General features: G+C 67.7%; 12 protein-coding genes and 1 riboswitch. Of the genes, 3 read left to right on the top strand and 9 right to left on the bottom strand.

Annotation, left to right across the window (positions count from 1 at the left end):
• Positions 1-236 precede the first annotated feature (236 nt).
• A riboswitch (cobalamin riboswitch) is annotated at positions 237-453 on the bottom strand.
• Between the two features lie 71 nt (positions 454-524).
• The 7 genes from CLM60_RS09980 to hutI all read right to left on the bottom strand — a co-directional run bounded on the left by CLM60_RS09980 (position 525) and on the right by hutI (position 8,990).
• Entirely contained in the window at positions 525-2,075 is a 1,551-nt protein-coding gene (locus CLM60_RS09980) for a TRAP transporter large permease (protein ID WP_095589010.1), read from the bottom strand.
• On the bottom strand, positions 2,072-2,569 hold the full coding sequence (locus tag CLM60_RS09975) for a TRAP transporter small permease subunit (protein WP_095589009.1): 498 nt from the start codon (positions 2,567-2,569) through the stop codon (positions 2,072-2,074). Before CLM60_RS09975 ends, CLM60_RS09980 begins: the two co-directional genes overlap by 4 nt.
• A gap of 67 nt (positions 2,570-2,636) precedes the next feature.
• Complete coding sequence (locus CLM60_RS09970) at positions 2,637-3,722, bottom strand: TRAP transporter substrate-binding protein (RefSeq protein ID WP_095589008.1); 1,086 nt, start codon at positions 3,720-3,722, stop codon at positions 2,637-2,639.
• Between the two features lie 93 nt (positions 3,723-3,815).
• A complete protein-coding gene (hutU, locus tag CLM60_RS09965; RefSeq protein ID WP_095589007.1) occupies positions 3,816-5,489 on the bottom strand; it encodes a urocanate hydratase in 1,674 nt (557 codons plus the stop codon).
• The gene (gene hutG / locus CLM60_RS09960; protein ID WP_095589327.1) at positions 5,486-6,268 is read right to left on the bottom strand and encodes an N-formylglutamate deformylase; all 783 of its coding nucleotides are present in this window, start codon (positions 6,266-6,268) and stop codon (positions 5,486-5,488) included. The genes hutU and hutG overlap by 4 nt, the downstream gene beginning before the upstream one ends.
• A gap of 2 nt (positions 6,269-6,270) precedes the next feature.
• On the bottom strand, positions 6,271-7,791 hold the full coding sequence (hutH, locus tag CLM60_RS09955; RefSeq protein ID WP_095589006.1) for a histidine ammonia-lyase: 1,521 nt from the start codon (positions 7,789-7,791) through the stop codon (positions 6,271-6,273).
• Complete coding sequence (gene hutI / locus CLM60_RS09950; protein ID WP_095589005.1) at positions 7,782-8,990, bottom strand: imidazolonepropionase; 1,209 nt, start codon at positions 8,988-8,990, stop codon at positions 7,782-7,784. The genes hutH and hutI overlap by 10 nt, the downstream gene beginning before the upstream one ends.
• Positions 8,991-9,060: 70 nt before the next feature.
• Here hutI and CLM60_RS09945 point away from each other — a divergent pair, with 70 nt between their 5' ends.
• A complete protein-coding gene (locus tag CLM60_RS09945) occupies positions 9,061-10,425 on the top strand; it encodes a formimidoylglutamate deiminase (protein WP_095589004.1) in 1,365 nt (454 codons plus the stop codon).
• Positions 10,422-11,123: a histidine utilization transcriptional repressor HutC gene (locus CLM60_RS09940; RefSeq protein ID WP_095589003.1), complete on the top strand. Its 702-nt coding sequence runs from the start codon at positions 10,422-10,424 to the stop codon at positions 11,121-11,123. Before CLM60_RS09945 ends, CLM60_RS09940 begins: the two co-directional genes overlap by 4 nt.
• An 87-nt stretch (positions 11,124-11,210) precedes the next feature.
• Here the strand turns inward: CLM60_RS09940 and CLM60_RS09935 are convergent, their stop codons facing one another.
• Positions 11,211-11,666: a MarR family winged helix-turn-helix transcriptional regulator gene (locus CLM60_RS09935; protein ID WP_176473846.1), complete on the bottom strand. Its 456-nt coding sequence runs from the start codon at positions 11,664-11,666 to the stop codon at positions 11,211-11,213.
• 104 nt (positions 11,667-11,770) lie between these two features.
• Here CLM60_RS09935 and CLM60_RS09930 point away from each other — a divergent pair, with 104 nt between their 5' ends.
• Positions 11,771-12,199 carry an organic hydroperoxide resistance protein gene (locus tag CLM60_RS09930; RefSeq protein WP_095589002.1) on the top strand — a complete coding sequence of 143 codons (429 nt, stop codon included), beginning with the start codon at positions 11,771-11,773 and terminating at the stop codon, positions 12,197-12,199.
• A gap of 28 nt (positions 12,200-12,227) precedes the next feature.
• Here CLM60_RS09930 and CLM60_RS09925 read toward each other — a convergent pair whose 3' ends face one another.
• Positions 12,228-12,704, bottom strand: a complete 477-nt coding sequence (locus CLM60_RS09925; RefSeq protein WP_095589001.1) for an RrF2 family transcriptional regulator — start codon at positions 12,702-12,704, stop codon at positions 12,228-12,230.
• Positions 12,705-12,791 lie beyond the last annotated feature (87 nt).

Below are 12,791 nucleotides of genomic sequence, written 5' to 3'. Positions count from 1 at the left end.
TTGGATCGGCGAAAAGCGGTTCAGCGTTTCTTAAATGCAATGTTATACCATTACAATCCCGTAATCCCGATCACAGCCCATGGCACCTCTACATCGGTGCCGCGCGCCGCGCCGGGCGGACAGGTTTCAGGGGGATATATGCCTTTGGGCCGCCTCACCTTCGGTGAAGGGCCGGATCAACATGCTTGGTCCAGGTGTCAGTCATCACGCCTCCCCGGGCCCTCCGCCCGATCGGTTGGTTTACGGTCGCGATGGCAGGTCTCCTGACTTGCGGGTCTGTGCTGGCCGTCCCTTCCCGGCCCCGGTTGGGGCCAGTGGTCTGACGGGTCGCTCGCCGCTTACAGTTGCGGGGGCAGTCACGGAATTGGCGCCTGATGGCTACACCGCACCGTGTTCCCTTTTCATCCCGTTCGCCGCTTGAGGCGTTCGGGAACCATCGCGGCGACTATGGTCCCCCCGGCCCGCGCCTGTCAATCGCCGCGTCGCGGCATGTTCCGAATTCCGCGCATGCCGGTCGCCAAGGGCTAGAACATCACGCCGGGCAGCCAGGTCGCCAGCGCGGGCCAGAAAAACACCACGCCCGCGCCCACCGCCTGTAGCGCGATGAAGGGCAGCACCCCGCGATAGATGTGGCCGGTCGTCACCTCGTCCGGGGCGGCGCCGCGAAGATAGAACAGCGAAAAGCCGAAAGGCGGCGTCAGGAACGAGGTCTGAAGGTTGATCGCCAGCATGATGCCCAGCCAGATCGGATCGTGCCCCAGCAGGATCAGCGTCGGCGTCACCAGCGGCAGGACAATGACCGAGATTTCGACGAAATCCAGAAAGAACCCCATGAAGAACACGATTGCCATCGTGACCAGCAGCGCCCCGGTGGCCCCGCCCGGCAGGTTTGCCAGCCAATGGGCCACGCGGTCCTCGCCGCCCAGCCCGATGAAGACCAGGCTGAACATCCCCGCCGCCAGGATCGTGGCGAAGATCATCGCGGTCATGGTCATGGTCGATGTGGCCGCGTCGTGGATCACCCGGTCCGCCAGCAGGTTGCGCAGCGCCGCCAGGATACCCAGGCCCCCGATCAGCGCCAGCCCGACATAGGCCCCGCCCGCGACATAGGAGCCGATGCCCAGATCGCCGCGCTGCAAGCGGACGGGAAAGACACCCGCCGCCACAGCCAACAGGATCAGCGCCACCGCCGCGGCCACGATCACCCTGCGGAACCGGCCCAGCCGGGCGCCCGACATCAACAGCGCCCCCACCGCGCCCACGGCCGCGGCCTCGGTCGGGGTGGCCAGCCCGCCCAGGATCGACCCCAGAACGGCAAAGATCAGCAGAATGGGCGGCACGATGGCGCCCAGAACCTCGGCCCGGGACGGCCGGGGCTGGCGCAGATCGGCGGGGGGCATGTCCTGGGGCCGCAACGCGCCGCGCACCAGCACATAGATCAGGTAAAGCGTCACCAGAACCAGCCCCGGGATCAGCGCGGCGGCAAAGAACTGCCCGACGGAAAGCGCCTCGACCGTGAACTTGCCCTGTTCGTATTGCGCCTGCTGATAGGCATTGGACATCACATCGGCCAGGATGATCAGCAGGGTCGAGGGCGGAATGATCTGGCCCAGCGTCCCGGCGGTACAGACGATGCCCGCCGACACCCGCGGGTCATAGCCCGCCCGCAGCATCGTCGGCAGGGCGATCATGCCCATCGCCACCACCGTCGCGCCGACGATCCCGGTCGACGCCGCCAACAGCGCCCCCACCAGCACGACCGAAATGCCAAGCCCGCCGCGCAACTGGCCAAAGGCGCGGCCCATCGTGTCCAGCAGATCCTCGGCGATGCGGCTTTTTTCCAGCAGCGCCCCCATCAGCACGAAAAGCGGTATCGCGATCAGCACCTGGTTCGAGATCAGCCCGAAGACCCGCTGGCCGAACGCCCCCAGAAGCGAGATATCCATCACCCCCAACAGCCAACCCAGATAGGCGAACAGGACCGCGACACCGGCAATGCTGAACGCCACCGGAAAGCCGGTCATGATCGCCGCCACCAATGCGGCGAACATCAGAAGATCCAGATACGCGGTCATGCCCCGTCCCTTTCGGCCACAAGCCGCAGCACGATCGCCACCGATTGCAGCGCCACCAGCAGGCAGAACAGCGGGATCAGCGATTTCAGCAGAAAGACCGCCTCGATCCCGCCGACCGAGATCGGGCCTTCCAGGATCTTCCAGGCGTTGCGCACCGATGGCCAGGACCACCAGCCCAGCGCCGCCATCGCCGGCAGCAGCAGCACCAGATGCCCCGCGATGTCGATGCGGCGGCGGGTGGCGGCCGAGGCCTTGGCATAGAAGATGTCCACGCGCACATGCTTGTCGACCAGCAGCGTGTAGCCCGCCGCCAGCATGAACAGCGCGCCATGCAGGTACAGCACGCTTTCCTGCACCCAGATCGAATTGACCCCGAAGACATAGCGCCCGATCACGATGCCGAACTGGATCAGCACCATCGCCACCGCGAACCAGCGCAGGCCCTGCGCCACCGCGCGGTTGAGCGCGTCGATATAGTCGGCCAGTCGCAGCATCCCTGCCCCTTCCCCGGTGCCTTCGGTGCAGGCGCGCGGGTGTTCGGCCCGCGCGCCCGCAATTGGCTTAATAGCCCATCACATGGGCGCGGGCATTCATCTGCCCGTTGTCGGCATAGGTCATATAGCCCCCGACGCTGTCGCGATAGGCGATGAAGCTTTCGGTGATGCGCTTGACCAGCTCGTCATCGTCGCCCTGCAGTTCCTCGATCACCTCGGCGGCGGCCACGCCCATGGCGTCGATCACGTCCTGCGGGAACATGCGGACCTGCACGCCATCCTCGTCGACCATCTTCTTCAGCGCGGCGGCGTGCTTCGTGGTGTATTCGGTCCAGACCGGGTTATAGAGGCTTTCGCAGGCCAGCGAGACCGCCTGTTTCAGGTCGTCGGGCAGCCCGTCGAACACCGCGGCATTCACGCCGCATTCCTCGGCCGAAGACGGCTCGCCCACGCCGGGCCAGTAATAGTTCTTGGCCACCTGCTGATAGCCAAGCGCGCTGTCGGTCCAGGGGCCGATGAATTCGCCCGCGTCCAGCGCACCGGTCTGCAACGCCTGGAACATCGCCGGGCCGCTCATCGCCTCGGCCGCCATGCCCAGCTTGGCGCACATTTCCGATGCCAGCCCGGTGGTGCGGAACTTCACGCCCTTCAGATCCTCGACCGATGTCACCTCGTTGCGGAACCAGCCGCCCCATTGCGGGCCGGAATTGCCGCACAGGAACGGCTTGATGCCGAACCGGCCATACATCTCGTCGTAAAGCGCCTGTCCGCCGCCGTGATAAAGCCAGCCGAACTGCTCATCCGCGCGCAGGCCGAAGGGCTGCGAGCCGAACAGCAGGATGCCCTTGGATTTCGACCCCCAATAGGCCGGCACCGCGTGATAAAGCTCTGCCGTGCCCTCGCTGACCGCGTCGAAGACGCCGCGCCCGGGCACCAGTTCGCCCGCGGCGAACAGCTTGACCTCGATCCGACCGCCCGACAGCGTGGTGATCCGGTCGGCCAGCATCTGCGCCGCGACCCCCGGCCCGGGCAGGTTCTTGGGCCATGCGGTGACCATCTTCCATTGCTGCACGCCCTGCGCCAGCGCCGGTGTCGCCAGCGGTGCGGCGGCGGCGCCCATGACGCCCGCCTTGATGAATTTCCGTCTGTCCATTCTGTGTGCTCCTTGTTGGTTGAGAGAGGGGCCTTCCAGTCCGCTTTTGCGCGGTTCTTGTTGCGTTCGGGGCGGGGTGGCGCCGGTCACGGCTCAGTTCCCCAGAATACCGGGCAGGCGCAGACCGTGATCGCGCGCGCAATCCAGCGCCGCGTCATAGCCCGCATCCGCGTGGCGCCAGACTCCCGATGCCGGGTCGTTCCACAGGACCCGTTCCAGCCGCGCCGCGGCTTCGGGCGTGCCATCGGCCACGATCACCACGCCCGCATGCTGCGAAAAGCCCATGCCGACGCCGCCGCCGTGATGCAGGCTGACCCAGGTGGCGCCGCTGGCGGTGTTGACCAGCGCGTTCAGAAGCGGCCAGTCGCTGACCGCGTCGGAGCCGTCCTTCATCGCCTCGGTCTCGCGGTTGGGGCTGGCGACCGAGCCGCTGTCCAGATGGTCGCGCCCGATCACGATGGGCGCTTTCAATTCGCCGCTGGCGACCATCTCGTTGAATTTCAGCCCCGCCCGGTGGCGGTCGCCCAGCCCGATCCAGCAGATCCGCGCCGGCAGGCCCTGGAACGCGATCCGGTCGCGCGCCATGTCCAGCCAGTTGTGCAGATGCGCATTGTCGGGAAACAGCTCTTTCATCGCCTGGTCGGTCTTATAGATATCCTCGGGGTCGCCCGACAGCGCGCACCAGCGGAACGGGCCGATCCCCCTGCAGAACAGCGGCCGGATATAGGCGGGCACGAAGCCGGGAAAGGCAAAGGCGTTTTCCAGCCCCTCTTCCAGCGCGACCTGGCGGATGTTGTTGCCGTAATCCAGCGTCGGCACGCCGTCGTTCCAGAAATCGACCATCGCCTGCACATGCAGCTTCATCGACGCGCGCGACGCGGCCTCGACCGCCTTGGGGTCGGTTTCGCGCGCGGCGCGCCATTGCGCCATGGTCCAGCCCTGGGGCAGATAGCCGTTGATCGGATCATGCGCAGATGTCTGGTCGGTGACGATATCGGGCCGCACGCCACGGCGGTGGATTTCGGGAAAGATGTCGGCGGCATTGCCCAGAAGCGCCACGGATTTCGCCTCGCCCGCGCGGGTCCAGCGGTCGATCATCGCCAGCGCCTCGTCCAGGCTGTCGGTCTTTTCGTCGACATAGCCGGTGCGCAGGCGGAAATCGATGCTGTCGGGGTTGCATTCCACCGCCAGGCAGCACGCGCCCGCCATCACCGCCGCCAGCGGCTGCGCCCCGCCCATGCCGCCCAGACCGCCGGTCAGGATCCACCGCCCCGTCAGGTCGCCGTCGTAATGCTGGCGCCCGGCCTCGGCAAAGGTCTCATAGGTGCCCTGAACAATGCCTTGGCTGCCGATATAGATCCACGAACCGGCCGTCATCTGGCCGTACATCATCAGCCCCTTCTTATCGAGCGCATTGAAATGATCCCAATTGGCCCAATGCGGCACGATGTTGGAATTGGCGATCAGCACGCGCGGCGCGTCCGCGTGGGTGCGCACGATGGCCACGGGCTTGCCCGATTGCACCACCAGGGTCTCGTCGGCCTCCAGATCCTTCAGGCTGGCGACGATCCGGTCGAAATCCGCCCAGGTGCGCGCCGCCCGCCCGATCCCCCCATAGACCACCAGTTGATGCGGATCTTCGGCCACGTCGGGATGCAGGTTGTTCATCAGCATCCGCATCGGTGCCTCGGTCAGCCAGCTCTTGGCCGTGATCTCGGTGCCGGTGGGCGGAAAGATGTCTCTGGTGTTGTGACGCGGGTCGCTCATGCGGGCCTCCAACGGATCAGGTCTTGCAGGATGGGTTTCAGCCGCGCCCGCAGCCGGTCGGCGCGGTCGGGCGCAAAGCGCCAGGGCGGCTCTTCGATCATATAGGTGGCCTGTGCCAGCTCCATCTGGATGGCGTGCATCTGGTCGCCGGGACGGCCGTAATGGCGCGTGGTCCAGCCGCCCTTGAACCGGCCGTTCAGTACGGTGCTGTAGCCATCGGCCGACCGGCACTGCGCCAGGGCCAGCGCCGCGATCCCCGTCGCGCAGGTCTGCCCGCCATCGGTGCCGATGTTGAAATCCGGCAATGTGCCGTCGAACAGGAACGGGATCTGCGACCGGATCGAGTGGCAATCATAGAGGATCGCGAAGCCATGCGCCGCCCGCACCCGCGCCAGCTCGGCCGCAAGCGCCGCGTGATAGGGCGCGTGATAGGCTGCAAGCCGGCGCGCGACCTCGGCCGCGTCGGGGGCCTGGCCCGGATTGTGGATCGGGCGACCGTCGAAATCGGTCAGCGGGCACAGCGCGGTGGTGTTCTGCCCCGGATACAGGCTGTGCCCCGCGGGATCGCGGTTCACGTCGATGACATAGCGGTGAACGCGCGTGCGCACCGTGGTTACCCCGTCAACCAGCCCGGCATACAGGTCATGGATATGCCAATCGGTATCGGCCAGCGCCCGCCCGGTGGCGTTCAGCGTGGCCTCCGTGCCGTCGGGCAGTTCGGTGCCGGTATGCGGCAGCCCCAGCACAAGCGGGCTGTCGCCGCGGGTGATCTCGACCAGGCTCATAGCGTGACCTCGACCCCTGCGGCGCGCGCCAACGCGTCCTGGCGTACCAGATCGGCGGCGGCCTGAAGGTCGGGCGCCAGAAACCGGTCCGCGCCCAGCGCCGGAACACGCGCCCGCAGCGCGGCGATCGCGGCCTGCAACGCGCCCGAGGTGACAAGCGGCGCGCGCGCCTCGACCCCTTGCGCGGCGCACAGCGCCTCGACCCCCAGGATCACCGACAGGTTGTCCAGCATCCGCCCCAACCGGCGCGCGCCATGCGCGGCCATGCTGACGTGGTCCTCCTGGTTGGCCGATGTCGGGGTGCTGTCGGTGGAACAGGGATTGGCCAGGTGCTTGTTCTCGCTCATCAGGGCGGCGGTCGTGACCTCGGCGATCATGAAGCCTGAATTCAGCCCCGGTTCCGGGGTCAGGAAGGGCGGCAGATCGAAGCTGAGCGTCGGATCGACCATCAACGCCACGCGGCGCTGCGCGATGGCGCCGATCTCGGCCAGGGCCAGCGCGATCTGATCGGCGGCAAAGGCCACAGGCTCGGCATGGAAATTCCCTCCCGACAGGATGCCCGCATCGGTCACCAGCGGGTTGTCGGTGACGGCGTTGGCCTCGATCTGCAGGGTGCGGGCGGCAAAGCGCAACAGATCCAGCGCCGCCCCCGCGACCTGTGGCTGGCAGCGGATGCAATAGGGATCCTGGACGCGGCTGTCGCCCTCAAGATGGCTGTCGCGGATCCCGCTGCCCGCGATCAGCGCCGCCATCGACCCCGCGATGTCGATCTGGCCCGGCTGGCCGCGCAGGGCGTGGATCTGGGCCTGCAACGGTTGGGTCGAGCCCATGATCGCGTCGGTCGACAACGCCGATGTCACGACCGAGGCGCGCAGCATCCGGCCCGCGTCGAACAGCGCCGCCAGCGCGCAGGCGGTGGAAAACTGCGTGCCGTTGATCAGCGCCAGCCCCTCTTTCGGGCCCAGCACCACCGGCGCCAGCCCGGCCCGGTCCAGCGCCACGTCCCCGGACAGGCGCGCGCCGTCGAACCATGCCTCGCCCGCGCCGATCATCACCGCCGCCATATGCGCCAGCGGCGCCAGATCGCCGGATGCCCCGACCGACCCCTGCACCGGAATGACCGGCGTGACGCCGCGCTCCAGCATCGCCTCGATCAGCGCGCAGATCTCCCACCGGACGCCCGACGCGCCCCGGCCCAGCGACAGCAGCTTCAGCGCCATCATCAGCCGCGCGGTCGGCGGCTCCAGCGGGTCGCCCACGCCGCAGCAATGCGACAGGATCAGGTTGCGTTGCAGCGTTTCGGTGTCCTTGGGCGAGATCCGCACCGATGCCAGCTTGCCGAAACCGGTATTGACCCCATAGACCGGCACATCGCCCTGCGCCGCGCGGCGCACCCGTTCGGCGGCCGCCGTGATCGCCGGGCGGGCATCGGGCGCCAGCTGCGCGGCCATACCGTCGCGCCAGATCGCCTCGAGCGTGCCCAGCGCCGTCGCTCCGGGCTCCAGTGTCACGCGCATGGCTGCCCCCCGTGGATCCGTGTCTTCAGCGGGTTCACCCCGATGCGATAGCTCAGCTCTGCCGGGTCGGTGACCCCCCAAAGCGCCAGATCCGCCCGCAGGCCCGGCGCGATGGCACCGCAATCGGACAGGCCCAGCGCCCGCGCCGCGTGCCGGGTGGTGCCCGCCAGCGCCTCGGCCGGGGTCAGGCCGAACAGCGTGCAGGCCATGTTCATCGCCAGCAGGACCGATCCCATCGGCGATGTGCCGGGGTTCCAGTCGGTCGCCACCGCCATCGGCACGCCATGGGACCGGAACGCCGCCACCGGCGGCTTGCGCGTTTCATGCAGGGTATAGAACGCCCCGGGCAACAGCACCGCGACGCTGCCCGCCCCCGCCAGCGCCGCCGCGTCATCGTCATCGGCATATTCCACGTGATCGGCCGACAGCGCGCCATGCGCCGCCGCAAGCCGGGTGCCGCCGATATGCGACAGCTGTTCGGCATGCAGCTTGACCGGCAGGCCCAGCTGCCGCGCCTTGTCGAAGACGCGGGCGATCTGGGCGGTATCAAAGGCGATCCCTTCGCAGAACCCGTCGACCGCATCCACCAGCCCCGCGGCATGTGCGGCCTCGAGCGTGGGCAGGCAGACGGTGTCGATATAGGCATCGGCCGCCATCCCCTGCGGCACCGCATGCGCGCCCAGAAAGGTCGTGACGATCCGCACCGGACGCTGTTGCCCGATCGCGCGCGCCACGCGCAGCATCTTCAGCTCTGTCTCGTGGTCGAGCCCATAGCCCGACTTGACCTCGATCACGCCGACGCCCTCGGCGATCAGCGCATCGGCCCGGTCCAGCGCCTGCGCCAGAAGCGTGTCGGCATCGGTGTCGCGGGTGGCGGTGACGGTCGACACGATCCCGCCCCCGGCCTGCGCGATCTGCTGATAGCTGGCGCCCTCCAGCCGCATCTCGAACTCGCGCGCGCGGTTGCCGCCATGCACGATATGGGTGTGACAGTCGATCAGCGCGGGTGTCAGCAGCTGGCCCTGCGCATCCAGCTGCGGCAGGGCGCGCCAGTCGGGGTCGATTTCGTCGGTCGGCCCGACCCAGGCGATGCGGTCGCCGTCGATCAGAACCGCGCCGTCGCGCAACAAGGCATACCCGCCCTCGGGCGCGGTCATCCGGGCGATGGTTGCCCGTGTAATCAGAAGGTGACCGGTCATTCCCTCTCCTTGCGACGACGCCTACATAACGCTATTATGTAGCTACTTATTTTGTCAATGGAGTTGATCGATGCAAAAAATCCATGCGCGTCAGGCCCTTACACCGGATGGCTGGGCCCGCGATATCTGCGTCGAAATCGACCAGGGGCGGATCGCGCGAATCCTGCACGACCCCGCGCCCGATGCGACATCGGTCGATCTGTTGCTGCCGGCGCCGGTGAACCTGCACAGCCACGCGTTCCAGCGCGCGATGGCCGGGCTGACCGAAACCCGCGGCCCCGACCCGCGCGACAGTTTCTGGACCTGGCGGCAGCTGATGTACCGGTTCCTGGACCGGCTGTCGCCCGATCACGTTCAGGCCATCGCCGAGCTGGTCTTTGTCGAGATGCTGGAGGCCGGGTATGGCGCGGTGGCCGAGTTCCATTATCTGCATCACGCCATCGGCGGCCAGCCCTATGCCCACCTGCCCGAGATGGCCGAACGCATCGCCGCCGCCGCACAGGCGACCGGTATCGGCCTGACGCTTTTGCCGGTGCTTTACATGCAGGGCGGCTGCGACGGGCGGGCGCTGGCGGGGGGGCAGCGGCGGTTCGGATGCGATCTGGACCTGTTCGCACGGCTGCATGGCGACAGCGCCCGGATCATGGCCCAGGGCCCCGACGATCACCGCATCGGCATCGCGCCCCATTCCCTGCGCGCGGTCCCGCCACAGGCGCTGGACCAGCTGCGCCGGATCTGCCCCGAGGGGCCGATCCACATGCATCTGGCCGAACAGGTGGCCGAGGTGACAGAGGTCCAGGCCCATCGCGGCGCCCGCCCGGTCGAATGGCTGCTGGACAATGCCGATCCCGGCCCCGACTGGTGCCTGATCCACTGCACCCAGATGACCGATGACGAAACCGCACGGCTGGCCGCGACCGGCGCGGTGGCGGGTCTGTGCCCGATCACCGAGTCCAGCCTGGGCGACGGGATCTTCAACGGCACCGGTTATCAGCAGGCGGGCGGGCGCTTTGGCATCGGGTCAGACAGCAACATCCACATCGCGCTCTGGCAGGAGCTGGCGACGCTGGACTATTCACAGCGGCTGCGCGATCTCAGCCGCGCCGCGATGGCAACGCCGGACCGGTCGACCGGGCGGGTGCTGTTCGACGCCGCCGCCCAGGCCGGGGCACAGGCTGCGGGACGCGCTTCGGGCCGGATCGCGCCGGGGCAAAGCGCCGATCTGATGGCGGTGGCCACCGATAACGAGGTCCTGTGCAACCGGTCCGGCGATGCCCTGCTGGACAGCCTTGTCTTTACCGGGCGCGGGCACGGCTGTATCACCGATGTCTGGAGCGCCGGTCGCCACATGGTGCAGGACGGCCGCCACATCCATCGCGACCGCATCGCCGCGCGCTTCGTCGCGGTGACCAAAGAACTCGGGCCGGATTTATGACGCACGCCAATCGCCTGTCCTGGAAAGACGTTCGTGACGAGATCCACGATGCGATCCTGGCCGGGCGCTATGGCCCCGGCGACCGCCTGCCCCGCGATGCCGATATCGCGGTCGAGATGAACTGTGCCCGCTCGACCGTGCAGCGGGCGATGCAGGACCTGTCGGATAGCGGGCTGGTGGAACGGCGGCGCAAGGGCGGCACGCGGGTGCGGTCCGAGCCGGTCACCCGCGCGACGCTGGACATTCCCATCACCCGGCGCGAGGTCGAACAGAAGGGCGGGCGCTATGGCCACCAGCTGATCCGGCGCACCGCGACCGATGCCCCCCGCAGCGTGCTGGCCACGTTCGAGCTGACCGAGCCGGAACCGATGCTGCGGGTCGAGGCGCTGCACCTGTCCGACGGCCGCCCCTATATCCTGGAGGATCGCTGGATCAGCCTGCGCACCGCACCCGAGATCCGCGATGTCGACCTGAGCGCCCAGAGCGCGAATGAGTGGCTGGTGCTGAACAAGCCCTATAACCGCTGCGATCTGCGGTTTTATGCGATCTCGGCCGACCCGCAGACCGCCGAGCTGCTGCAGACCGACACCGGCGCGGCGCTGTTCGTGATCGAGCGGACGACCTGGATCGACGCCGCCCCCATCACCACCGTCAAGGCAATCACGACGCCCGGATACCAGCTGCTGACCCAAAGCTGAGCGGCGCGCCAGGCCCCGGCGGCCGGGGGCTGCGCGCCCCCGGACCCCGCGGAGTATTTCGGCCAAGAAGAAGGCCGCGTGCGGTGATCAGGCGGTATCCGGCGGGCTCTGGCGGTCGGGGTCGCGCAGCCGGTCGGCCAGCGCGATGATCTGGTCGCGCAGGCGCGCGGCGGCCACGGTGCTGAGGCCGGTGCTGGACAGGATGCAGGCCTGGACAGGTGCCGCCTGCGCCTGAAGCGCGCGGCCCGCATCGCTGAGCGCCACGCGCACCTGACGTTCGTCCTTGGGGTCGCGGCGGCGGGTGACGAGGCCGGCAGCCTCCATCCGTTTCAGGAGCGGGGTGAGGGTGCTGGAATCCAGGTGAAGCTCTTGGCCGATCCCCTTGACCGTCAGCGCGCCATCGGCGGACCAGAGCGTGCTGAGCACCAGATATTGCGGATAGGTGATGCCCAGCGCATCCAGCAGCGGGCGATAGACCTGTTGCATCGCGTGGGACGCGGAATAGAGGCTGAAACAGAGCATGTCGGCGGGGGCAAGGGGCATGGGTCCGATTTAAATCGTGCGCGATTGTTTTGCAAGAGATTGACGGCGTGGCGGCGCGGCCCATATAAATGGTACGCAATTAAATCGCACACAAAGGAAATGACATGTCTGTCGATACCAAATACTGGACCGAAGCCCGTGCCCAGGGGGGCGGCCGCAACGGGCTGGCGGCGCTGAAATCCGGCATGCTGACCGTGACGATGACCAGCCCCGAGGAGCTGGGCGGGTCGGGCGCGGGCCACAATCCCGAAGAGCTGTTCGCCCTGGGCTATGCCGCCTGTTATTTGGGCGCGATGCGCTTTGCCGCCCAGAGCGAGAAGCTGGGCACCGTGCCCGAGGACGCGACGGTCGATGCGCATGTGGGGATCGGCCCGCGCAGCGATGGCGGTTTCGGGCTGAAGGTCCGGCTGGCCGTGCGGATGCCGGGCACCGACCGCGCGGTGGTCGAGAAGATCGTCGAGCGGGGCCATTTCATCTGCCCCTATTCCAACGCCACGCAGGGCAATATAGAGGTCGAGACCGAGATCCTGTAGCCCCTGCCCCACCGCCGGGGCGCGCGGATCACGCGCCGCTGACCGCGCCCCGGCACGAACCGCCCACCCCCGGGTGCAGCGCCAGCAGGTCGGTCAGCCCGCAATTGCCGCGCACCAGATCCTCGAGCGTGATCAGGTCGAGCTCGTGATAGAACGCCTCGAGCGCGCGGGTAACATAGCTGCGCAGGCGGCAGGTGGCGGCCAGCGGACAGGTGTTCTGGGCCGGGTCGAAACATTCGGCGATGGGGATATCGGTTTCGAACAGGCGAAAGACCGCGCCGATGGAAATCCGCTCGGGCGGTCTGGCCAGCCGCATGCCACCGCTGCGCCCGCGCAGGGTTTCCAGATAGCCCTTGGCCTGCAATTGCTGGACCACGCGGGCGACATGGTTGGTCGACGCGTTGCAGCGCCGCGCGATATCGGCGGTGCGCACATATCCATCGTCATTGACCGCGCAGAACATCAGAACACGCGCGGCAAGGTTGGTTCGGGTCGTCAGACGCATCGGGCCCCTCTTATGCCGGACCCCATATTTCGCATGCCAGATGCGATTTTCTTTGATCCAGATCAGGTTTTGCCGTTTCGATATGCT

This window comes from Actibacterium ureilyticum (genome assembly GCF_002285435.1).
In the GTDB taxonomy this organism is placed as follows: Bacteria; Pseudomonadota; Alphaproteobacteria; order Rhodobacterales; family Rhodobacteraceae; genus Actibacterium_C; species Actibacterium_C ureilyticum.
This window is presented reverse-complemented; position numbering and strand designations above follow the sequence as displayed.